The sequence below is a fragment of the Acidilutibacter cellobiosedens genome (assembly GCF_004103715.1).
GTDB classification, from domain to species: domain Bacteria; phylum Bacillota; class Clostridia; order Tissierellales; family Acidilutibacteraceae; genus Acidilutibacter; species Acidilutibacter cellobiosedens.
Genome location: NZ_CP035282.1, coordinates 2,733,213 through 2,756,478, shown reverse-complemented (window position 1 = coordinate 2,756,478; position 23,266 = coordinate 2,733,213). Strand labels below are relative to the sequence as shown.

The 23,266-nt window shown below is 32.4% G+C and carries 21 protein-coding genes; 17 read left to right on the top strand and 4 right to left on the bottom strand.

Annotated features, from left to right (window positions below; translation table 11 throughout):
- Positions 1-235 precede the first annotated feature (235 nt).
- From EQM13_RS13245 to map, 10 genes are all read left to right on the top strand, one after another.
- Positions 236-1,492 (top strand): serine hydroxymethyltransferase, encoded by a 1,257-nt coding sequence (locus tag EQM13_RS13245; protein WP_128752947.1) that lies wholly within the window; start codon positions 236-238, stop codon positions 1,490-1,492.
- A 98-nt stretch (positions 1,493-1,590) separates the two neighbouring features.
- Positions 1,591-3,039, top strand: coding sequence for an alanine/glycine:cation symporter family protein (locus tag EQM13_RS13240; protein WP_206172702.1), 1,449 nt, complete (start codon positions 1,591-1,593; stop codon positions 3,037-3,039).
- 236 nt (positions 3,040-3,275) lie between these two features.
- Entirely contained in the window at positions 3,276-4,826 is a 1,551-nt protein-coding gene (locus EQM13_RS13235; protein WP_071139964.1) for a histidine kinase, read from the top strand.
- A gap of 37 nt (positions 4,827-4,863) precedes the next feature.
- Positions 4,864-5,571, top strand: a complete 708-nt coding sequence (locus EQM13_RS13230; RefSeq protein ID WP_071139965.1) for a response regulator transcription factor — start codon at positions 4,864-4,866, stop codon at positions 5,569-5,571.
- 79 nt (positions 5,572-5,650) lie between these two features.
- Complete coding sequence (locus EQM13_RS13225; protein WP_071139966.1) at positions 5,651-7,327, top strand: formate--tetrahydrofolate ligase; 1,677 nt, start codon at positions 5,651-5,653, stop codon at positions 7,325-7,327.
- A gap of 19 nt (positions 7,328-7,346) precedes the next feature.
- On the top strand, positions 7,347-7,976 hold the full coding sequence (locus EQM13_RS13220) for a cyclodeaminase/cyclohydrolase family protein (protein WP_071139967.1): 630 nt from the start codon (positions 7,347-7,349) through the stop codon (positions 7,974-7,976).
- A gap of 37 nt (positions 7,977-8,013) precedes the next feature.
- On the top strand, positions 8,014-8,883 hold the full coding sequence (locus EQM13_RS13215; protein ID WP_071139968.1) for a bifunctional 5,10-methylenetetrahydrofolate dehydrogenase/5,10-methenyltetrahydrofolate cyclohydrolase: 870 nt from the start codon (positions 8,014-8,016) through the stop codon (positions 8,881-8,883).
- Positions 8,876-9,760 (top strand): formate/nitrite transporter family protein, encoded by an 885-nt coding sequence (locus tag EQM13_RS13210; protein WP_128752946.1) that lies wholly within the window; start codon positions 8,876-8,878, stop codon positions 9,758-9,760. Before EQM13_RS13215 ends, EQM13_RS13210 begins: the two co-directional genes overlap by 8 nt.
- Before the next feature lie 153 nt (positions 9,761-9,913).
- Entirely contained in the window at positions 9,914-10,858 is a 945-nt protein-coding gene (locus EQM13_RS13205; protein WP_071139970.1) for a tetratricopeptide repeat protein, read from the top strand.
- A gap of 55 nt (positions 10,859-10,913) precedes the next feature.
- Entirely contained in the window at positions 10,914-11,660 is a 747-nt protein-coding gene (gene map / locus EQM13_RS13200; RefSeq protein WP_071139971.1) for a type I methionyl aminopeptidase, read from the top strand.
- A 38-nt stretch (positions 11,661-11,698) separates the two neighbouring features.
- Here the strand turns inward: map and EQM13_RS13195 are convergent, their stop codons facing one another.
- Positions 11,699-12,499, bottom strand: coding sequence for an ABC transporter permease (locus EQM13_RS13195; protein ID WP_071139972.1), 801 nt, complete (start codon positions 12,497-12,499; stop codon positions 11,699-11,701).
- A 344-nt stretch (positions 12,500-12,843) separates the two neighbouring features.
- Between EQM13_RS13195 and EQM13_RS13190 the strand changes: the two genes are divergently transcribed.
- The 5 genes from EQM13_RS13190 to EQM13_RS13170 all read left to right on the top strand — a co-directional run bounded on the left by EQM13_RS13190 (position 12,844) and on the right by EQM13_RS13170 (position 17,935).
- Positions 12,844-14,463, top strand: coding sequence for a hypothetical protein (locus tag EQM13_RS13190; protein ID WP_128752945.1), 1,620 nt, complete (start codon positions 12,844-12,846; stop codon positions 14,461-14,463).
- Positions 14,464-14,583: 120 nt separating this feature from the next.
- Complete coding sequence (locus EQM13_RS13185; protein ID WP_071139974.1) at positions 14,584-14,904, top strand: PadR family transcriptional regulator; 321 nt, start codon at positions 14,584-14,586, stop codon at positions 14,902-14,904.
- Positions 14,897-15,466 (top strand): HAAS signaling domain-containing protein, encoded by a 570-nt coding sequence (locus EQM13_RS13180; protein WP_071139975.1) that lies wholly within the window; start codon positions 14,897-14,899, stop codon positions 15,464-15,466. Before EQM13_RS13185 ends, EQM13_RS13180 begins: the two co-directional genes overlap by 8 nt.
- Positions 15,467-15,477: 11 nt before the next feature.
- The gene (locus EQM13_RS13175; RefSeq protein WP_161567253.1) at positions 15,478-16,566 is read left to right on the top strand and encodes a DUF4097 family beta strand repeat-containing protein; all 1,089 of its coding nucleotides are present in this window, start codon (positions 15,478-15,480) and stop codon (positions 16,564-16,566) included.
- 139 nt (positions 16,567-16,705) lie between these two features.
- Positions 16,706-17,935, top strand: a complete 1,230-nt coding sequence (locus tag EQM13_RS13170; protein ID WP_128752943.1) for a S41 family peptidase — start codon at positions 16,706-16,708, stop codon at positions 17,933-17,935.
- Positions 17,936-18,007: 72 nt separating this feature from the next.
- Here the strand turns inward: EQM13_RS13170 and nudC are convergent, their stop codons facing one another.
- Positions 18,008-18,841 (bottom strand): NAD(+) diphosphatase, encoded by an 834-nt coding sequence (nudC, locus tag EQM13_RS13165; protein WP_128752942.1) that lies wholly within the window; start codon positions 18,839-18,841, stop codon positions 18,008-18,010.
- A 38-nt stretch (positions 18,842-18,879) separates the two neighbouring features.
- Positions 18,880-19,833, bottom strand: a complete 954-nt coding sequence (locus tag EQM13_RS13160; RefSeq protein WP_128752941.1) for a 2-hydroxyacid dehydrogenase — start codon at positions 19,831-19,833, stop codon at positions 18,880-18,882.
- A gap of 176 nt (positions 19,834-20,009) precedes the next feature.
- Between EQM13_RS13160 and EQM13_RS13155 the strand changes: the two genes are divergently transcribed.
- Positions 20,010-20,789, top strand: coding sequence for an ABC transporter ATP-binding protein (locus EQM13_RS13155; protein ID WP_128752940.1), 780 nt, complete (start codon positions 20,010-20,012; stop codon positions 20,787-20,789).
- A gap of 72 nt (positions 20,790-20,861) precedes the next feature.
- Here EQM13_RS13155 and rodA read toward each other — a convergent pair whose 3' ends face one another.
- Positions 20,862-21,968: a rod shape-determining protein RodA gene (gene rodA / locus EQM13_RS13150; protein ID WP_128752939.1), complete on the bottom strand. Its 1,107-nt coding sequence runs from the start codon at positions 21,966-21,968 to the stop codon at positions 20,862-20,864.
- Between the two features lie 135 nt (positions 21,969-22,103).
- Between rodA and queG the strand changes: the two genes are divergently transcribed.
- Entirely contained in the window at positions 22,104-23,213 is a 1,110-nt protein-coding gene (gene queG / locus EQM13_RS13145) for a tRNA epoxyqueuosine(34) reductase QueG (RefSeq protein WP_128752938.1), read from the top strand.
- The last annotated feature ends 53 nt before the right edge of the window (positions 23,214-23,266 follow it).

Below are 23,266 nucleotides of genomic sequence, written 5' to 3'. Positions count from 1 at the left end.
ATATTTCTTACAAAAAATTGTTCAATTTTGTTCAATAAAGCGTCCAATATGTTAATATAGTTTTTTTTAATATTATGAAATAATATTTACGAAAACGTTATAAATATAAACTTTATAAGTATAGAAGGAGGTGAATTTATATACTATTTATCAGGAAAAGGGTTGGACAAGTTGTTATCAGCAAAGTTTTAAAAAATTATATTAACAAAATTAAGTAATCTGGGGAGGCAATAATATGTTGAAAAATACGAAAATATCAGATGCAGAATTGTATGAAATAGTTTGTGAAGAGTTGGAAAGACAAGAAAACAATATTGAAATGATTGCATCTGAAAGTACTGTACCATTAGAAATCATGGAGTTAAGCGGTTCTATATTTACTAATAAAACTTTGGAAGGATATCCGGGTAACCGATTCCAGGCAGGATCTGAAATAGCGGATAAATTAGAGATATTGGCAGATGAAAGGGCAAAAAAATTATTTGATGCAGAGCATGTTAATATTCAGCCATATTCTGGTTCAACGGCAAATTATTGTGTTTATTCATCTATATTAAAACCGGGAGACAAAGTTCTGAGTATGAGACTTGACCAGGGAGGCCATTTAACTCATGGAAGTCCTGCAAATTTTTTGTCTAAAGTTTATGATTATGATTTTTATGGTGTAAATAAAGATACTGAATTAATAGATTTGGATGAGGTCAGGGAGAAGGCATTAAAAGATAGACCAAAGTTAATTATAGCAGGGGGAAGTTCGTATCCAAGACTTATAGATTACAAGTCGTTTTCTGAAATTGCTAAAGAAGTTGGAGCATATTTCATGGTAGATATGGCTCATGTTGCAGGGTTAGTTGCGGCAAAAGTTATACCCAGTCCGGTACCTTATGCAGATTTTGTAACAACTTCAACTACAAAAACATTTGGCGGTCCAAGGGCAGGTATGGTTTTGTGTAAGAATGAATATGCGAAATTGTTGGACAAAGGTGTATTTCCAGGGTGTTTGGGTTCTATGCATCTTACTACTATGGCGGCTAAAGCATGGCTGTTTAAACATGCTGCAACAGATGAATTTAAAAATATAATGTCAAGTATATTGGTTAACGGAAGAAAATTAGCGGAAGAATTAGAAAAACGAGGTTTTAGGATTGTAACCGGAGGAACGGATAATCATATTGTCATGGTTGATTTAAGAAAGAAAAATATAACCGGAAAATTGTTTCAAAATGCACTTGATTCAATAGGCATAACCGTTAATAAAAATCAAATTCCGAACGATCCTCAATCACCGTTTGTTACAAGCGGAGTTAGAATAGGAGTTACTTCAATTACTCAAAGAGGATTGAGGGGAAAAGAAATAGAAAAAATTGCAGAGATAATGGAAAGAGTCGCAGATGCCCCTGAAGATACCACAAATTTGGATAAATGCAGAAGAGATGCTCATGAATTAATATCAAGATTTCCTTTATATCCCGAAAATTCTTTTAATGATTAAAAAGTTCAGATCAAATTTCATATAAATGAATATTTATTTTAATTTTATTGAGGATATATAATATAGTTTCTTAAGTATGAAAAATAGGGAGGATTTATATGAGCGATATATTGAATAGAATAAATGGTGTAGTGTGGAGTATGCCATTAGTTATATTGGTTTTAATAAGCGGGTTATATTATTCTATAAAGTTAGGTTTTCCTCAAATACTTCATATAAAAGATATGGTAAAAGCGGCAGGTAGTGCCAATAAGTCTGAGAAGGGATTAAATTCTGTGCAATCATTTATATTCACGGCGGCCAGAACTGTAGGAGTAGGAAATATTGCCGGTATGGCTACAGGTATATATTTCGGGGGCCCTGGTGCGATATTTTGGTTATGGATACTTGCAATATTCGGATCTTCAATTTCTATGATTGAAGGTATACTTGCCCAAACTTATAAAGTAGAAGTTAACGGCGAATTCAAGGGCGGTCCTGCCTACTATATGGAAAATGGAATGAAGAATGCCAAATTAGGAAAAACATTTGCAGTAGCTTACGCAGTTATAACCGTAATAGGTGTAACATTTTTGATGCCTTCCGTTCAAACATATAATATAGTACAAGGACTTAACCAAGCATTTGGCTTTAATGTAGTAATAGCAGGGGTTATATTCTCTGCGATTATGGGGATAGTAATTTTTGGCGGTTTGAAAAGAATCGGCAATGTGGCACAGAGATTGTCACCAATTATGGCAATATTGTATTTTTTAATGTCGGTAGTAATTATTATTTTTAACATAGATAAGTTTCCCGGTGTAATTATGTTAATTATAAGATCTGCTTTTGGAATGGATTCGGTATTTGGGGCTATGTTTGGTGCTGCAGTAAGCTGGGGTATTAAAAGAGGTGTATATGCTAATGAAGTAGGAATCGGAACCTCTGCTATTACTTCAGCTTCAGCGGAAGTGGATCATCCCGTTACTCAAGGAATGATAGGAGGCTTATCCGTATTTATGGGTTCATTCTTTGTATGTACTACATCTGCAGTAATGATATTAATAACAAACAGTTATAATACAATCGGAAGTAATGGTAAGTTGGTAGTTGAGCATCTGCCTGAAATAGCATATGGAAACCCATTTGTAACAAATGCAATTAATACTTCTTTACCTGGCTTAGGTGAAAAATTTATTGCGATATCCATATTATGTTTCGCTTTTGTAGCACTTACGGCTTATTATCTGTATACCGAAAGTAATTTGATATATCTCATTGGAGGCAATAAATTAGGTATTTTTATACAGAGAATATTTTTTATAGGCTCCGTTTTTATAGGTTCTGTAATATCGGCTGATACCGTATGGACTATGGGAGATATTGCGAATGCTTTAATGGCTTGGATAAATGTTATAGCTATATTGTTCCTCGGGAATACTGCCGTAAAAATTTACAAAGATTATAATGAACAGAAAAAGATGAAAATAACTCCTGTATTTGACGGCGATAAGTTAGGTCTTAAAAATGTTAGTGATGCATGGTCTCCAAGGTATAATAAAAAATAGTTGTAATTTAACATATACATTATAAATACCCCTAATTTTAAAATAGTCGGCAACCCTGTTTTAATAATATAAAATTAATGGAGCTGCCGGCTATGATTATATTATATGGAATTAAAAGGTATAAGAAACTTAGTAAATTGAACTCACAAGACACTCAACAGACAAATCAAAAATGGTATAATTAAAATAGCAGATTACTTTTAAATATAAGATAGAAAAAAGGAGGAATAAAATCTGTGCAAGGTAATATACAGTCTTTTGAGTGGGGACAAGTAGAATGGATATATGAACCGGATTTTAATAGATCATTAAATACTATGAGTATAGGTATTACAACTATTTTTCCTAATAGGCGTCAAAACAAGCATATGCATTATGGAAATGAGCAGGTAATATATGTATTATCGGGGGAGGGCTTTCAGACAATTGGGGATAAAACGGGAAAAATGAAACCGGGAGATATTTATCATATGGATGCAGGGATTATCCATGAAACCATTAATTTAGGCGATGAACCCATAAGACAATTACTTGTATGTATTCCGGTGCATTATGAGCAAAATGTACAGATTGGGAACAAGGGATTAGCGTTAGCAAAAGAAATGGGCAAAATTGACAGCCAAGTAAAAATCAATAATGAAATAAACTATATATATGAAGCGATTGTTAACCCTCTGAAAATACCGGTAACTATCTTTGACATGAATGGAAACATAATCATTCAGGGAAGGAATTATTCTGAATTTTGTAAGCATAAATGTTTAATAGACCAAGACGTGAATAATTGCCCTATGTATAAAATAAAAGATGAATATGGGCCTCCTCATTATGCGGATTTGTCGGCATTTATTTGTCCTTACGGGCTGACTATATTTGATATTCCTATTATTTTTAACAATAGAGCTATAGGAATAATAAAGGGAGGGCATATAAGAACATCTAAGGATTATAATATTAAGAGAGTAACTTCTTCTCATACATTAGAAGAATTAATTCCGGTTGTTCCGAAAGGTACGCAAAATGCTGTAATGCAGCAATTTAAAAAACTAAGCAAAACTATAGAGAATCATTATATTCTTAAAGATGCGGAAATTGAATTGGGTAAGAAAGAAGATATTATTCAGGATATAGTAAAAAATGAAACTATTCTTGAAGAATCTTTAAAATCCACAGAAGAAAAGGTATTAAATATCCAGATCAGCAATCATTTTCTGTTTAATACCTTAAACTCTTTGGCAGGACTTGCTGTGAAAGGAGACTCATTAAAGGTTTATCAATCAATTATAGATCTTTCAAAGCTGCTTAGGTATACTACCGGAGATCAAAACCATTTTGTTCAATTTGAAATTGAAATGGAGCATTTGAAGAATTATTTGAACATAAAAAAGCTAAGTTATGGTAATAAATTGGAAGTAAATTTTGATATTTCAGAAGATATAAATAATAAAAATATTCCTTTCAATTGTCTGCAACCTATTGTGGAAAATAGCTTTGTTCATGGATTTAAAGATATGAAAAAGGATATGAAAATAGAAATTAGCGGAAGAACGGATAGGGGTAAAATAATAATCAGGATAATTGACAATGGAGCTGGAATAGATGGAGAACATTTAAATGAACTTAAAGACAAAATAAAGGCAAATGATAAATATGGCAAGATAAGCGGTCTTATGATGGTATATTCCAAGCTGAAATTTCTTTATGAAGATAAATTTGAATTCATAATAGAAAGCACACCAAAAAGAGGCACATATGTAAAAATGGTTTTACCAGAGTATATATCATAAATTGTAAATCAAAAAATTTACTTTAGGGGGAATAAAAATGAGAAATGCTGTTATTGCAGATGATGAGGAATTATCTGTTGAATTGGTAGAGTATTTGATCAAACGTTATGAATTACCTCTAAAAGTTATTGGAAGAAGTTCGGCAGGTGATGAATCTTTAGACATGATTACAAAATTAAAGCCGGATATTGTCTTTATAGATATTAATATGCCGGTTTTAAGTGGTTTGGAAGTAATGGAAAAAGTGAGGATGTCTGAAAATAGCAGTGCAGTCGATTTTGTTGTTATTACCGGATACAGTTATTTTCAATATGCACAGCTATCTTTGAGATTAGGAGCAAAGGATATATTGTTAAAACCTGTTGAACCCGAACAATTTGTGGAGACTATGGAAAGAGTCTTAGGCTATAGATATTCAGATAATCAGATATTTAACAAAATAGTTGAATATATAAATTATAATTATCAAGAAAATATTGAGCTAAAGGAATGTGCAGAGAAATATCATACAAGTCCTAATTATATTGCAAGAATGTTTAAAAAATATTATGGTATAAGTTTTATAACATATTTGAATAGCCTCAGAATAAAGAAAGCACAGGAGTTGTTAAGAAATACGGATTTGTCAATCAAGGAAATAGCGTATAAAGTTGGATATAATAACCTCAATTATTTTTATAAAATTTTCAAGAGAAATATGGAAGCTACACCGAAAGACTTTAAAAATGGTATAGCCAAAAGTTAAGATATTTGGTTTTCAAGAGATAGTTATATATGATATATTATATTTGTAATTTAATTTTACAATTTAAGGAGGAACAAAAATGTCATTTAAAACAGATATTGAAATAGCACAAGAAGCAAAGATAAAGGATATCAGAGAGATTGCGGGAAAACTTGGATTAACTGAAGATGATATAGAACTATACGGAAAATATAAAGCAAAAGTAGACTATAAATTGCTTAAAAAAACTCAAGGGAAAAATGCTAAATTAATATTGGTTACGGCAATTAATCCAACTCCGGCGGGAGAAGGGAAAACGACTACATCAATAGGGATTGCGGATGCATTATCAAGATTAGGGAAAAATACGATAGTTGCGTTAAGAGAACCATCCCTTGGCCCTGTATTTGGAATAAAGGGAGGAGCAGCAGGAGGAGGATATGCGCAAGTTGTTCCTATGGAAGATATTAATTTACATTTTACCGGTGATTTCCATGCCATAGGAGCGGCAAATAATTTATTGGCAGCAATGATTGATAATCATATTTATCAAGGAAATGCTTTAGACATTGATCCGAGAAGAATTGTTTGGAGAAGATGTGTTGATATGAACGATAGGCAACTGAGATTTATAGTTGACGGACTTGGCGGGAAAGCAAACGGTATGCCAAGAGAAGATGGATTTGACATAACGGTTGCTTCAGAAGTAATGGCTATATTTTGCCTGTCGAATGATATAAACGATTTGAAGGAAAGACTGTCAAAAATAGTTATAGGATATAACAGAAGTGGACAACCAGTAACGGCAGGGCAACTCAAAGCCCAAGGAGCTATGGCGGCGTTACTTAAAGATGCACTGAAGCCTAATTTAGTTCAGACTTTGGAAGGAACGCCGGCATTTATACACGGAGGTCCCTTTGCTAATATAGCTCATGGTTGTAATTCAATAATGGCTACAAAGATGGCGGTTCATTTTGCTGATTATGCGGTTACGGAGGCAGGATTCGGTGCAGATCTGGGTGCAGAAAAGTTTATGGATATTAAATGCAGAATGTCGGGATTAAGGCCAAATGCTGTAATAATAGTTGCTACGGTAAGGGCGTTAAAATACAACGGAGGAGTTCCGAAAGCAGAATTGAATAATGAAAACTTAGAAGCCCTTGAAAAAGGAATTCCTAATCTGTTAAAACATGTGGAAAATATAACTAAAGTCTTTAAACTTCCTGCAGTAGTTGCATTAAATAAATTCCCTACGGATACGGAAGCTGAAATAAAACTTGTTGAAGATAAATGTAAAGAACTCGGAGTTAATGTTAAACTTTCTGAAGTATGGGCTAAGGGAGGAGAAGGCGGAACGGAAGTTGCTAAAGAAGTATTGAGATTAATAGATGAAGGAAAGAGTAATTTTGAATTTGCTTATGATCTTAAACTGCCTATAAAAGAAAAAATTAAAACTATAGCCCGAAGGATATATGGAGCAGACGATGTTGATTTTACAAACCAAGCAAGTAAGGAAATATCAGAATTGGAGAAGAACGGGTTCGGAGAACTCCCAATATGTATGGCTAAAACTCAGTATTCCTTAACAGATGATCAAACTAAACTGGGAAGGCCGACGGGATTTAATATAACGGTAAGGCAGGTAACTGTTTCTGCGGGAGCAGGATTTATAGTTGCGGTAACGGGATCAATAATGAAGATGCCCGGTCTTCCCAAATTGCCGGCTGCCGAGAAAATAGACGTTGATGAAAATGGAGTAATAAGCGGATTGTTCTAATGTTTTGGAGGGAATTAAAATGAATTTAACGGATAAGAGCTGTGTAGAATTTACGGAAATTTTGGCATCGAAGAGTCCTGTACCGGGAGGCGGAGCTGCATCAGCCTTAGTAGGGGCAGTAGGAACTGCCCTCGGAAGTATGGTTTGCAATTTAACAATAGGGAAAAAAAAGTATGCTGAATTTGAAGGAAAATTAAATGATATATTAAGCAGAGCAGAAAAGCTGCAAGAAGATCTGATGAAGATGGTAAATGAAGATGCAAAATATTTCTTGCCATTGTCAAAGGCTTATAGTATGCCGAAGGATACAGAAGAGCAAATTATATCAAAGGAACAGGCCTTACAGAGAGGCTTAAAAGATGCCTGCAAGATTCCGGTATCGATAATTGAATTATCCTATGAATCGATTAAAATCCATGAAGATTTAGTTGATAATTGTTCAAAATTAGCTATAAGTGATGTAGGCGTGGGAGTTCAATGTTTGAAAGCCGCAATAATCGGAGCAGAGCTAAATGTAATGATTAATATAAAATTGATAAAGGATGAGGACTATATAAATAAAATTAAAGATAAGATAGAGCCTTTAGTCAAAGATGGAATTAAGATATGCGATGATGTTTATAATAAAGTATTAAAATCCATTTTATAGAAAAACAATTTACTAATCATATATGAGGAGAAAAAATATGGGAAAGATAATTAAAGGGAAAATCGTGGCAGATGCATTAAATGAAAAGTTGATTAGTGAGGTGGAAATTTTAAAGAAAAAAGGGATAATCCCTAAACTATTGATAATGAGGGTCGGGTCCAACGGAAGTGATTTGGCCTATGAAAAGGGAGCCTTGAAAAAATGTAAAAAGATTGGGATATTATCTGAAGTTAGAGAATTTCCCGAGACTATACCTCAAGATGAATTTATTTCTGAAATAAAAAAGGCAAACGAAGATAAAGCCATCAATGGTATTTTAATCTTTAGGCCTTTTCCTAAACAGTTAAATGAGAATTTAATAAAATACGAAATTGCACCCGACAAGGATGTGGACTGTTTTAGCCCCGTAAATGTAGCTAAGATAATGGAGAAAGATCCGACAGGGTTTTCTCCATGCACTCCTTCGGCGGTTATAGAAATATTGAAGTACTATAATGTCCCAATGAAAGGGAGAAGAGCCGTGGTTATAGGAAGATCCATGGTAGTGGGTAAACCTGTGGCCATGCTGCTTTTAAATGAAAACGCCACTGTAACCATATGTCATTCCAAAACTGAGGATATGCCTTCGGTTTGTTCTCAAGCTGACATATTGGTTGTGGGTATTGGGAGAGCAAAAGCCGTTAATTCCCAATATATAAAAGAAGGAGCGGCAGTTATAGATGTGGGAATAAATACAGACGAAAATGGTAATTTGTGTGGAGACGTGGATACGGAAGACTGTATTGAAAAATCATCTATGATAACGCCTGTTCCCGGAGGAGTAGGTTCAGTTACTACGTCAATACTTGCAAAGCATGTGATAAAAGCCTGCAGGCAGCAGAATGGCGGGGATTCTATCTATGAGTGAACACAATTATTTATCTCCTCCCGAAATTGCTGAAGCTACAATTCAAAATGGAATAAAGAAGACGGAACTGCCCGTTGTGAAGATGATTGTTTTAGGGATATTGGCAGGAGCTTTTATAGCATTTGCAGCAGAAGGCTCAAATATGGCATCATATAATTTACTAAGCAATATTGAAACCTATGGTCTGGGGAAAGCCCTATCCGGAGCAATTTTTAGCACAGGCCTTATGCTTGTTCTTATTGCAGGAGGAGAGCTTTTTACAGGGAATGCAACTATTATTATAAGCGTGTTGGATAAAAAGGTTTCAATAAAAAATATGTTAAAAAATTGGTTTTTTGTTTATTGCGGGAATTTTATAGGAGCTGTGTTTGTAGCTTATATGATGGTGAAATCCGGATTATTTAACAGCGGAGCAAATGAATTGGGAGGAATGACAATTAAAATAGCTTCATCTAAAGTTGGATTAACATTTGCACAAGGTTTTTATTTGGGAATTATGTGTAATTGGCTGGTATGTCTTGCGGTTTGGATGGCAACAGGAGCTAAGGACATTACAGGAAAAATATTATCCGTATTTTTCACAATTTGGTTATTTGTTACTTCGGGATTTGAACATAGTATTGCTAATATGTATTATATCCCGGCCGGAATTTTAGCAAAAGGAAACGAGAATTGGGTAGGAGCTGCTTTAAATCTTGGAGTTAAAATGAAAGGATTGAATTCTCTCAATTGGAAAAATTTCATAATTAAAAACTTAATTCCCGTGACCTTTGGAAATATCATTGGAGGAGTACTGTTTGTAGGTATGGCATATTGGTATGTTTATATAAGAAATAAAAATTTATCCCATGAAAAATCAAAACAGAAATCGTCCTAAGTAAATATTAATATACAAAAAAATAGACCTATTTTAAAAGGTCTATTTTTTTGCTTTACTTCTACATTTCATTTTTTTGTTGTATAATATTTTAGAAGGTAAATATGATAAACTATAATAGAATTAATTATTCATGTAAGAGGTGCTGATTTAATGAAAGGTCATTTAAGTGATTATGACAGAAGATATAATTATATAATACTTGCCGAACGCTCTTATTTAGATAACAAAATGGGAAAAGCCATTAAATTTTATTTAAAGGCTTTAAATTTTCCGGGAGATAAAGATGAAACTATAGAGATACTTTATAATATTGCGTTTTTATATAGCAAAGTGGGAGAAAGAGAAAAATCCCTGAAGGCATATGAAAGGATAATTAAAGAGGATGAAAAAGAAGCTGGAGCCTATTTTGAAATGGCTTCTATTTATGAAAAAATAGGAAATAAGGAAAAGGCATTAAAATATTATTTTAACGCTGTGAAACTAAATGAGGAATACAACAGGGCATATTTTTATATAGCTAATATATATGACGAGATAGGGAAGAAGGATGAGGCAATAAAATATTATAAGAAGGTTATTGATCTTATACCAAATGATTATGTTGCCTATAATAATTTAGGTTCTATATATGAAGAACTTAATCAGTATGATAAAGCATATGATATGATTAAAGAAAGCATAAAAATAAATCCCGAATATTATAAGGCATTGTTCAACATGGGAGTTATAGAAAAGAAACGAAAGAATTTAAAAAAATCAGTGGAATACTATAATAAATCCATTGAAAAAAACAAAACGTATCCTTATTCTTTTTTAAACAAATCGGTTATTTATATAGAAAGAGGGAATATTAAAGGGGCAATAAAAGTTTTGACAGAAGGGATAAAATACAATCCTCATGCAGAATATTTATATTATAATCGGGCCTGTTGTTATTCAAAGATTAAAAAATTGGATGAAGCTTTAAATGATTTAAAAAAAGCTATAATTTTATATCCGAATTTCATAGACATAATCAAACTTGATAAGGATTTAGAAAATTTATATAAAGATAGCAGATTTATTTCTCTTATTAATAAAAAATTTAGGGTATAGGAAATATGGTTTATTTTTTAAATAATAAGTATAAATTGAAAGGGAGTACATATATATGATAATTTTAAAAACTGAAAATGAAATTGAAAAAATGCAGAAGGCAGGAAGAATATTGGCAAATTGTCATAAAGAAATTAAAAAGATGATTAGGCCGGGAATATCTACTTATGATATTGACAAATTCGCAGAGGAATTTATAAAAAAGAACGGAGCCACGCCGGAGCAAAAAGGATATCAAGGGTATCCCTTTGCTACTTGTACATCTGTAAATGATGAAATATGCCATGGATTTCCCGGGAAAAAGCCGCTCCGAAACGGAGATATTGTTACCGTTGATATGGTAGTTAATTTAAACGGATGGCTTGCCGATTCTGCGTGGAGCTATGCGGTAGGGAATATTTCCGAAGAGGCAAAAAAACTAATGGAAGTGACTGAAAAATCACTTTATATAGGGATAGAAAAGGCTGTAGCAGGGAATAGGATAGGAGATATATCCTATGCAATTCAGTCTTATGTAGAAGCCCAAGGTTTCTCAGTGGTAAGAGATTTTGTAGGACACGGAATAGGAAAGGAAATGCATGAAGAACCACAAGTACCCCATTTTGGACGTCCCGGAAGAGGGCCGAGGATTACAACGGGAATGGTATTTACAATCGAGCCTATGATAAATGTGGGGACTTACCATTGTACTATAGATAACAACAACTGGACTGCACGAACTAAAGATGGAAAGCTTTCTTGTCAGTATGAACACACTATTGCAATAACTGAAAATGGAGTTATTATAATTACCAAACAATAGAAAAATCCCTTTATAGGGATTTTTTTTATTGCTTATTGTTATTGTTGCCATTTCATAAACTTATTTTCCAATATTGCAATTATTTGATACATAAAGGCTGAAATTATTGCAAGTATAAATACGCTCATCATAACTAAATCCAATTTGAATACCTGCCCGCCGTATACTATTAGGTATCCTATACCTGCTTTTGACACTAAGAATTCTCCTACAATTACTCCTATCCATGATAATCCTATGTTTACTTTAAGAGTACTTATAATTGTTGGAATACTTGATGGAAATACCACTTTTTTAAGTATCTGAAATTTTGTAGCCCCAAATGTTTTTAACAGCTTAATTTTATCTTCATCTACATTTTGAAAACTTAAGTAAATATTCATAATGGTTACTACGATAGATACTGTAATGGCTGTTACTATTATTCCTGAATATCCTGCGCCTGCCCATAAAATCATTATAGGGGCAAGAGCAGTTTTAGGAAGACTGTTAAGAATGACCAAATAAGGATCTAATACTCTTGCCATAAAATCCGACCACCATAGACCAATAGCAATTACTACACCTAATATAGTCCCAAATACGAAACCGGCTATGGTCTCCATGACAGATATTCCTACATGGTAGTATAGATCTCCGTTTTTAACGTAATTGATGAATTGAGCCCAAATTTCCGAAGGATAGCTGGTTAAGAAGGTATCTATAATATTTAATCTTGCAAGAATTTCCCAAATTGAAAGGCACAAAATCAGGATTAATAATTGAGTAAATACTATAAGTTTTTTTCTCTTTTTTCTTCTATCCATATATTCCATATGTTCTTTTGATACAGTGCTCATAGTTAGCCTCTCCTCTCTTATACCAAAATTAAGTATTCAATTTATATTATTCATGTAGAAATGAAATGTTCTATGTTTTAATAAAGTCCTTTTTTATAACCGATAAGAAAGTTAAAATTTTAATGTGAACTTTCCGTAGATGTGTTTCAAAAAAAAGTGCCTCCTTAATGTTTTTTTCTAATAAAAACCTTTTCATAATAATGACAACTAAATGTCAGTGACAATATTATGTTATTTGTCGAACTATATCTTTTTATGTAAAAAGGGATTGTTAAAATTAATATATAATTAAAATGTTTTACAAATTTATAAATATAAGAATATATGTGCTAGGAGGAATATGTGTGAATCAAAATCTTAAATTTGGCAAATGTTTAAATCTGGTTTTATCTACTCTCGATATTAATTACAGTAAATTAGCAAGGGCAATAAATGTGGATTCTTCCCTTGTCAGCAGATGGGCTAATGATATAAGAATACCTCCTTACGATTCCAACCATATTGATAATATTGTGGCTTACATATCAGATATCGTAGAAAACGATTCCTATAGACTTGGAAAATTGCAGAATTTATTGTTAGTAATAGGTGGCGATAAATGTGATAAAAATGAGACACTTAAAAAAAGATTAATGAATTTGTTTATTTGTTCTCAGCAGTTTTCTATTGAACAGAATAAGAAAACAAAAATTTTATTATCTAATGGAGGAAACAATTCATTTAAAAACGATTATTGTAAAAGCAAGTTAATGGAAATGGGGCTAAGAGATGAAATTAAAACTAAATCATTGTCTTCTAAGGACAGAGTTATAAATGGAGGGGAAAATGCTATAGAAGAAATATTGGATAAACTAGATAAGGCTTCTAAATTAGATGGTTGGCTAAGTGAACCAATTTTATTCAATTTAGGAGGAAGCATTGACGGTATTTTAAATTCTAAAGAGATAGTTAAAAAATTCAAAAATATCTTAAAGAAGCTTTTGGATAATTCTTGGCAAATAGTATTTAACGTATTTTTGTATGAAGATAATGTAAGAACCATAAAAGTACTCAATTTTGTTAGAGAACTCATTAATTACAGAAATTTTTCTATGTATTATTTTAGGGGAAATAGTCCATCAGACCCTGTGACTGAAATGGTTATTCTACCTAAAATAAGTGCTTTTATTTATTTTAGAAATGATCCTTTTGCACAAATAGATACTTCTTTTTATTTTGAAAGTAATTCAACAATTGAAATGTTTGTTAAAAGTTATTATGAACTGATTATTTATTCTGTTCCTTTAATTACGGCACGTTTGAATAATAAAAATAAATATGATGAAATATATTTTGGTAATGAATTCAAATTTGGCGATAGATTCATGTACGGCGAAATGATTAATGATTTAAATATTTCTATGAATACTTATGAAAAATTTTTGTATGATTTGGAATATACTTGCGAAGAATTCAATTATAGACTGTCTGGTCATGAAAAAAAGTTAAAAATGTTTGAATATCAAATAAAATATTATAATTATAAAGATATATATATAAAAGAAGATGTAGAGAAATTTTTAATGGATATGGCTTTCCAAGATAAACCTTTTTTTAAAAATAGTACGTTAAAACCGAATAAAAATTATATAGTTGAGTATTTAAACAATACAATTTTTAATTTAAAAAATTATGATAATTATAAAATAGGATTAATAGATGATAAACCTGAAGAGAATTATCAAGATTATAAATTTTTAATAAAGGGAAGAAATTTTTTGATGATAGATACTAATAATAGATATGATGATTTTAGCAGTGAATTAGCATCAGATTTTTTAATTGATGAACCCATGATAGTACAAGCCCATAAAGATTATTTTAACAACTTGTGGGACAAGTTACCGAGTAATAATAAAAATAAAAAGAATGTTATTGAATGGATTCAAAGTCAGATTGATAAAATTTTTCATATCAATCCATAGATTAACAATTATTAGGTAAAAATTTAAAAATAATATTTTGATGGATTATTTTTAAATGCTATATTGCAATGCAAGGTAGCGTAGTATATAATATAGTTATATAAAGCAAAGGAGAAAATTATGAATATTCAATTAAAAAAGGGTGTTTTGGAACTGTGTGTTCTTTCTATGCTTATAAAAAGAGATTATTACGGATATGAACTTGTGGAACATATAAGTGAATATATTGATATATCAGAAGGTACTATATATCCTCTATTAAAGAGATTAAAAGATGGCGGTTATGTAAATACTTATCTGGCCGAATCCCAGGAGGGGCCTCCCAGAAAGTATTATAGAATTACTGAAGAGGGGAAGGAAACCTTTAATAAGCTTGAAGAAGAATGGAGTCATTTTATAAATGGAGTAAATGAATTAATAAGGGGGAATTTCCATGAATAAAAAAGAATTTATAGGTATATTGAGATCTAACATTAAAGGACTTTCCCAAGAAGAAACAGATGATATTATATATGATTATGAGGAACATTTTCAGATTGGGGAGTCAAAAGGGAAGAGTGAGGAGGAAATATGCGTTGAACTGGGAGATCCAAAGAGCATCGCTAAGATGTATAAAGCTAATTCAACTATAGAGAAAGCTGAAAATGATCCTTCCACTAAAAATTTATTTAAAGCCATTCTTTCTGCTACTGCACTTGGAATATTTAATTTTATTATAGTCTTGGGGCCGACTGTGGTGTCGTTCTTTGTATTGGTATTGCTATATGGAATATCTATAAGTCTTATACTGGGGGGGATGGAAACTATTTTTAATATTACGCTCGGCTCGTTTTTCCCAATAGAAATATATTTGGGAGTAAATCGTATTAGTTATATTTTCTTTGGAATCGGAATTGTTGGCTTGGGATTAATGATTATAATCGGAACATTTTATCTAAGCAAATTGTTTTATAAATTGGCCGTTAAATATTTGAAGTGGAATATTAATGTTATAAAAAAATAGGAGGAATGAAAATGAGTATGAAGAAAATAATTTTAATAATTTTGGGAATTACTCTTGTATCCTTTGGAATATGTTTTTTATCACTCAATTTTTCTGAAGGGAAGAGAGGTCATGATTTTAAAGGCGAGAATATAGATGTTGCTCCAGGCATAATCAATGTTGATGCAGATGGTGTAAAAGTAAACGTAGGTTTATCGGGAGTACATGTTACCGATGATGAAGGGGACAATGTTGTCAATGTAAGTCCTTCTGGAGTTAATTTAAAATCAGGAGATGAAAAGTTAGATTTGAAATCAAACAGTATAGATCATGAAAAGTTTGAAGATATAAAAGGAATTGAAAAGATAGATATTGGAACTTCCTTTGTTGATATAAACCTGATTCCGGAAGACAGAGATAATATAAGGATTCATTTCAACGGAAAGATAAAATCAGGTTCCGGAAATATCCCTTCCATGACATCTGAAAAATCGGGAAGTACCCTTTATATCGATGTAAAAAATAAGGGAACCGATTCTTACTATAGTAATTATAGCAATTATTCAGACTTAAAATTAGATATTTATATTCCAAAGGAATACAATGGGAAATTTGAGATGAATACTTCTTCTGGAGATATAACCGGAGAAAAGATGAATGTTAAGAGCATAAATATTGCTACGAGTTCCGGAGACATAAATTTAAAAAATATAAATTCGGATACTGTGACATTGGAAACATCTTCGGGAGACGGAAATATAAAAAGTGTCAATGCTGATAATATAAAATTTAAGTCAGGTTCGGGTGACATGACCATAGAAGATATGAAAGGGATTTTAAACGCGGCAACGAGTTCCGGGGAGATTTCCGTAAGCTATAAGGAACTGAATGGGGATATTGCCGTTGTCAGCAGCTCGGGGGATGTGAAGGTATACCTCCCAAATAATTCAAAATTCAACCTAAATGCCGTCGGAGCTTCCGGAGAAATAGAATGTAATTTTCCCTTATCTGTAGTAAGTAAAGAAGAACACAGATTAGTAGGAAAAACGGGAGAAGGCAATAATAACATAGATATAACAACGAGTTCCGGAGATATTTCCATATATCCTAAAGAAAAATAATAAAAGTAATGTGATTGTTAAAGGGGAGGCCCTAACACAAGGGGACGGTTCTCTTGTGTCACTCAATGGGTATTTATAAAGTTTTCTATGAGCTGAGATCCGATACTGTTTGATTTGTTGTAAAGGGGAGGCCTTATTGATGAATGGGAAAAGCGTTAAAGTATTTGTAAACTTTATTATGATCTTTATTTTGATATCTGTTTTTTTGACCGGATGTTCTGGTGAAAATGCAGGAATCAGTTATGGGAAAAAGGAACTTACTTCTCAGGAAAAGATGGAAGACTTTGAATACATGTACAACATACTTAAGGAAAATTATCCTTATTTTGAAGTGAACAAAAGAGTTAACGGAGTAGATTGGCTTAAAAATAAAGAAATATATGAATCAAGAATTGAGAACACAAAGAACAATGAAGATTTCATGGAAGAACTGAACAGCATATTAAGTGAATTGCATAACGGGCATACTAATGTCTTATTTAAAAAAAATTTTCCCGATTTTTATAGTGTATATAAAGATATGGATAGTAGAAAGCCATGGTTTAATGTACTTACAAATAAAAAATCCATGGAGTGGTATGGTTTCAGTGAGGACTCTTTGAAGGATGAAAGCTCCGATGGACTTTTCAGCAGTACCAAACCTGCTTTTAAAACAGATAAAATTGTTCCCGACAAAGTAGCATATTTAAAGATCAGATTGATGGATCCCAAAAGAATTGAGGAAGACGGAAAAGAAATAAAAAAGTTTTATAATAAAATAGAAGATTATGACAAATTGATTATTGATATAAGAGGAAACGGTGGAGGTTCGGATTATTATTGGATAGAAAATATAATTAAGCCTTTAACCTTTAAACCTTTATCTGTCAACTACTATATGTTTGAACGAGGAGGAGAATATAATAAGAAAATTTATGATTCAATGGGCTCTGAATTTAGAGATATTTCATCAATTTCACCAGAAATCTTAAATAAGATGCCCCAAGAAGTAAAGACCAAGTTTAAAAATTATGAAATTTCTACAGCTGTAATAAAGCCATATAACAGCATAAACTTTAAGGGGAAGATATATATGCTGATAGATAAAGCGGTTTATTCTTCTTCCGATGGGTTTGCTTCTTTTGCTAAAGCAAGTAAATTTGCGACTCTTATCGGAGAAAGAACGGGGGGAGACGGGATAGGGCCAGATCCCATTATTTTTTCTCTTCCAAACAGCGGGGCTATTGTAAGATATTCAAGTCTTCTGTGTCTCAATCCGGACTATACCATAAACGAAGAAGTTCAGACTGCTCCGGATATAGAAGTAAATCCCGCTGTGGGAAACAGCTATAAAGAAGATCTATGTATTCAGGCAGCAATTAAGGATTAAAAACTAACACAAGGGGACGGTTCTTTTGTGTCGCACAAAAGAACCGTCCCCTTGTGTTTTTCCTTGTTTCATTCAATGGGTATTTATAAAATTTTCTATGAGCTGAGATCCGATACTATTTGATTTGTTGTATTTTCCGCATATTTCTTCTTTTCTAAACCAGCCGGCTGTGACTATTTCATCGCCGTCTTCCTTTATTTCTCCACTTAAATATTCTGCGGTAAATCCTATCATCATGGAGTTGGGAAAAGGCCAAGGCTGATTGCCGAAATATTTAATATTTTTAATTTCTATTCTCGTTTCTTCAAATACTTCTCTCTTAACGCATTGCTCAAAGGTTTCTCCCATTTCAACAAATCCTGCTATAACGCTGTACCTCCCGTTTTCAAAATTTTTATTGTGGGCAAGAAGAAGCTTGTCTTCTTTGGTAACAGCTACGATGATTGCCGGAGACGTTCTGGGCCATGTAGTGAATCCGCACTTTGGACATATCAAGGCTCTTTCGTTTTTATTTTTCTTCCTTTCCATTAAGCTTCCGCATCTTCCGCAATATCTATGATCTTTTTCCCAATTAATCAAAAGAAATACTTTGGCTGCTATTAAATAAAGTTCTTTCTCAACAAGGTAACTTAATTCCCTTAATCCTATGGCTTCTAAATTTTTAAATCCCGAAGGGATATTTTCGCATGTCCCTCCAAAACAATTTATATTGTCAAAGGAACCGATATACATAGGATTTTTGATATTCAATCCCATTTCTGAAATATCTTTTCTGGTAGGTATTTTTATGATTTTTTTTGATTTATTTACTGCAATTTTTCCGTTATTAAATATAAAATACAGATCCTCATCCCTTTCGGGGGAAAGGAGAATTGCAGAGGATTGAAACCGTAAATAGTTTTTCATAAGAAACTCCTTTCATAACCAAATAAATTGATGCATTTTTAGATTATTATATTCTGAGGATTGCCTTCAATCCATTTTGAAATATTTGCGAGGGCTATCTTGGCTCTTCTTTCCATCGCTTCTTCCGATGCAAACCCTATATGGGGAGTGAGAACGGTATTAGGTACATTTAAAAGGCAGTAATCCTTTGGCAAAGGAGGTTCCATATCAAACACGTCGATTCCGGCACCGGCTATTTCTCCTCTTTTAAGTTTGTAAGCCAATGATTTATTGTCTACAATAGGGCCCCGGGAGGTATTGATAAGAATGGAATCGGGTTTCATTAGGTCAAGTTTTTCCTTTGAGATAAGTCCGCGAGTTCTATTATTTAAAGGCAAATGTACTGAAACTATATCACTATTGGATAACAGAGTATCCAGCTCTACGTATTTTGCTCCCAGCTTTTTAACATCTTCTTTTTCACTTCTGTTATAAGCCAAAATATTGCATCCTAAAGCAACGCCTATTTCCGCAACTTTTTTTCCGATAGCGCCTGTACCTATTATTCCCAATGTTTTTCCGAAAATTTCTTTTTGCGTGAACCCCTCTTTTGTTTTATTCTCCTTAGTTTTTTCATCTAAAGGGACGATATTTCTCATTAAACTTATCATTAATCCGATAGCCAATTCCGCAACGGCTTGAGTACTATACCCTGCACAATTACATACGGTAATGTTTTTTTCCTTGCAGGCGTCCAAATCAACATGATCAACTCCGGTGAATGCTACAGAAATCATCTTAAGTTTTTGACAAGATAATATAAGTTCTCTTTTTAAAGGCATATTTGCTATTATCAGAACTTCAGCATCTTCCGCTCTTTTCTTCAAGATATCCATATTATCGGTTTTATCCTCATAAGATATAATTTCATGACCATTATCTGTGAGAGTTTTCCCGATATCTTTGATTTCTTTTTCAGGAATTCCCAAAGGTTCCAATATTACTATTTTCATAAAAACCCTCCTTTTCACTTTTATAACTAATTTAATTATATTACAACATTAGTTTTATATCTACTTTGAAGATATTTTATTTTAAATTTTCAAATGACTTAACAACCCATTCACATATTGACTTTTAAATGAATACTATAAAGTATCTTGTACTGACATAAAGGAGGTAGATGCCGATGGATGAAAATAAGATTGTAAAAATAAGAAATATAAGTATGAACTATCATACTGTAAAAGGTGAAACGAAAGTCATTGATAATATTAATTTAGATATATATAGAGGGGAAATAGTAGTTTTTATTGGACCAAGCGGATGTGGAAAGTCTACTCTTTTGTCAATTATTGCCGGACTTATAAAACCGACTAAAGGGGAAGTATTTATTAACGGGGAAAGACTTTCGGGAAGGACTGAAAAAATAGGGTATATGTTTCAAAGAGATCATCTTTTTGAATGGAGAACAATATTTCAAAATGTGTTAATAGGATTGGAAATTCAGGGGAAAGTAAGTGATGAGGACAAGGAGTTAGCAAAAAAAATGTTGAATGCTTACGGACTTTCGGAATTTAAAAACAGCTATCCAAGGCAATTATCAGGGGGAATGAGACAGAGAGCCGCTCTTATAAGAACTCTGATTGTAAAACCGGAGTTACTTCTATTGGATGAACCTTTTTCAGCTCTCGATTATCAAACAAGGCTGGCTATTGCGGATGAAGTAGGAATAATACTAAAAGAAGAGAAAAAAACAGCATTAATGGTAACTCATGACATATCGGAAGCAATTTCTATTGCTGATAGAGTAGTAGTACTTACTAACAGACCGGCTACAATAAAAGAAATAATCGATATAAAATTAACCTGCCCCGATGGGATAAGAACACCCATGAAATGTAGAGAATCACCGGAATTCAGGCATTATTTCAATTATATATGGCAAAAATTAGATGTACACATTTAATAGAAAAGTTATAAGATGAGACTAAAAAAAGGCTTCCTCAATGTATTAATAATTCGATGGAAGCCTTTTTTATTAAAAATTCAGACCTTCTTTATGAACCCCTACGCTTAAAGCAATTCCTATAGAAATCATATTTACCAAAAGGAAAGTCCCGCCGTAGCTTATAAAGGGAAGCGGAATACCTGTTATAGGCATTAAGCCTATAGTCATACCTATATTTTCCCATATATGAAAGAAAAGCATTGCGGTTATTCCTGTTACCATTAAGGAACCGAACAAATCGGTAGTATTCCTGGCAATCTTTACAAGTCTGTACATCATAATACCGAAAAGTACAATAAGAACCAGCCCACCGACAAGTCCGAGTTCTTCCCCTATAACCGCAAATATCAAATCCGTTTGTTTTTCCGGAATGAATCCGAATTGAGTCTGAACCCCGTTAAACAATCCCCTTCCCAGTATTTTTCCGGACCCCACGGCTATTTTTGATTGCCATGCTTGATATCCGGTATTGCTTGTATCATTTTGCGGATTTAAAAAGTTTAAAATCCTGTTTTTTTGATAGCGCTTTAGGGAAAACCATAATATAGGGAGGCTTATAACTCCCGCGATGATGGTGTATACAAAGTATTTTATATTAAGCCCGGCAATAAAAAGCATTATTATTATGAAAAACACAAATACTAAGGCAGTTCCGAGATCCGGCTGTTTATATATGAGGAATATGGGGACTCCGGCGAACAATAAAATTTTTAATAATGTCCAGAGGTTATTTATATCATTTTTGTTATTATCTATAAATTTTGATATTGATATAATTAATCCGATTTTTACGATTTCCGAAGGCTGAAATCGAAATCCGCCTATGCTTAGCCAACTTCTTGCTCCCCATGATTCATCTCCTGTTCCGAAGATAAGTACCGCAACAAGGAGTATGTTACAAAACACATAAATTGGAATATACAATTTGCCTAATATTCTATAATCCATTATTACCAATATTATAATGCAGCCGATTCCTAATATCATAGAAATAGTTTGTACTTTTATAAAACGGCTGGTTTCAAAACTTTTAGTTGCACTTGCTATCATTACAAGACCGTATATGCATAGAAGTATGACGGTGATGAAGAGAACAAAATCAAATCTTTTTACGATACTTTTTCTAAAATTAAGCATACTCATTACTCCTTCTTCTATTACTAAAAATAATTATACCATATTGTTCTTTGTAAGGTATAGTCAAATTATGCAAAATTAAATCATATATGTTTATGTTATAATATTATTAAGAAAATTTAGAGAGGAATGGATATGAATATAAAAAAATATATAATGGATAAATCAAAAGAACTTAATATTGATATGATAAGATTTACGGATAGCAGTCCTTTAGTTGATATTAAGGATTTTATTATGGAAAGAAAAAATTTAGGATATTCGACGGAATTTGAAGAAAAAGATATAGAGAGAAGGATAAACCCTAAAATTATACTTCTCGATTGTAAAAGTATTATAGCCATTGCTCTCTCATATAATATAAAATATAATGAAAATTTAAATACTGATTTAAAGGGAAAGCTTTCCAGATGCTCATGGGGATTGGATTATCATAAAGTTTTAAATAATAAGATGAAAAAACTTATTGAAGAAATGGAGAAAAAAGTAAAATTTAATTATTCTTATTTTGCAGATACGGGTCCTCTTGTAGACAGAGAAATTGCTAAAAAATCCGGTTTAGGATATTACGGGAAAAATTGTACCATTATCAATGAAAAATTTGGTTCCTTTATTTTTTTAGGATATATTCTGACTGACTTGGATATTGAAGAAGATGGAATAATTGAAGGATATAACTGCGGAGAATGTAATCTGTGTTTAAAAGCTTGTCCTACAGGGGCATTGGAAGCTCCATATAGGTTAAATCCTAAGAAATGCATATCCTATCTTACTCAGACCAAAGGAGATATTCCTTATGAGCAGAGAAAGAAAATGGGGATCAACGTATACGGATGCGACGTTTGTCAATTGGTATGTCCTAAAAATAAATATGCGGAGGAAAGTTCTAATAAGGAATTCCTGCCTTTAAGGACAAAGGGTTATATAGATATAAAAGAACTTTTTAAGATATCCAATAGGGAATTTAAAAATGAATACGGGAATATGGCGGGAAGCTGGGTAGGAAGAAATACTTTGAGGAGAAATGCAATTATAGCCTTGGGGAATATGAAAAAAGGAGAAAATGTTTCTTTCTTGAAAGAGCTTTTGTCTTTAAATAATATCGATTTTAATCTTAGAAAATATATATATTGGAGTCTGCTAAATATAGATAAGAAATTAGGAAAAGAAATTATTGGCGATGGCATAAAGGATAGAATTGATATTGATGAAATAGAAAAATTATTAAGATATTTTAAAATATGATATTTATTAAAAAATATGAGAGTTTGTGATATACTGTTTTTAGAGTATTGAAA

Coding starts and splice junctions, on each gene's coding strand:
- EQM13_RS13245 (WP_128752947.1), top strand. CDS start 236: ATGTTGAAAAATACGAAAATATCAGATGCAGAATTGTATGAAATAGTT.
- EQM13_RS13240 (WP_206172702.1), top strand. CDS start 1,591: ATGAGCGATATATTGAATAGAATAAATGGTGTAGTGTGGAGTATGCCA.
- EQM13_RS13230 (WP_071139965.1), top strand. CDS start 4,864: ATGAGAAATGCTGTTATTGCAGATGATGAGGAATTATCTGTTGAATTG.
- EQM13_RS13225 (WP_071139966.1), top strand. CDS start 5,651: ATGTCATTTAAAACAGATATTGAAATAGCACAAGAAGCAAAGATAAAG.
- EQM13_RS13220 (WP_071139967.1), top strand. CDS start 7,347: ATGAATTTAACGGATAAGAGCTGTGTAGAATTTACGGAAATTTTGGCA.
- EQM13_RS13215 (WP_071139968.1), top strand. CDS start 8,014: ATGGGAAAGATAATTAAAGGGAAAATCGTGGCAGATGCATTAAATGAA.
- EQM13_RS13210 (WP_128752946.1), top strand. CDS start 8,876: ATGAGTGAACACAATTATTTATCTCCTCCCGAAATTGCTGAAGCTACA.
- EQM13_RS13205 (WP_071139970.1), top strand. CDS start 9,914: ATGAAAGGTCATTTAAGTGATTATGACAGAAGATATAATTATATAATA.
- map (WP_071139971.1), top strand. CDS start 10,914: ATGATAATTTTAAAAACTGAAAATGAAATTGAAAAAATGCAGAAGGCA.
- EQM13_RS13195 (WP_071139972.1), bottom strand. CDS start 12,499: ATGAGCACTGTATCAAAAGAACATATGGAATATATGGATAGAAGAAAA.
- EQM13_RS13185 (WP_071139974.1), top strand. CDS start 14,584: ATGAATATTCAATTAAAAAAGGGTGTTTTGGAACTGTGTGTTCTTTCT.
- EQM13_RS13180 (WP_071139975.1), top strand. CDS start 14,897: ATGAATAAAAAAGAATTTATAGGTATATTGAGATCTAACATTAAAGGA.
- EQM13_RS13175 (WP_161567253.1), top strand. CDS start 15,478: ATGAGTATGAAGAAAATAATTTTAATAATTTTGGGAATTACTCTTGTA.
- EQM13_RS13170 (WP_128752943.1), top strand. CDS start 16,706: ATGAATGGGAAAAGCGTTAAAGTATTTGTAAACTTTATTATGATCTTT.
- nudC (WP_128752942.1), bottom strand. CDS start 18,841: ATGAAAAACTATTTACGGTTTCAATCCTCTGCAATTCTCCTTTCCCCC.
- EQM13_RS13160 (WP_128752941.1), bottom strand. CDS start 19,833: ATGAAAATAGTAATATTGGAACCTTTGGGAATTCCTGAAAAAGAAATC.
- EQM13_RS13155 (WP_128752940.1), top strand. CDS start 20,010: ATGGATGAAAATAAGATTGTAAAAATAAGAAATATAAGTATGAACTAT.
- rodA (WP_128752939.1), bottom strand. CDS start 21,968: ATGCTTAATTTTAGAAAAAGTATCGTAAAAAGATTTGATTTTGTTCTC.
- queG (WP_128752938.1), top strand. CDS start 22,104: ATGAATATAAAAAAATATATAATGGATAAATCAAAAGAACTTAATATT.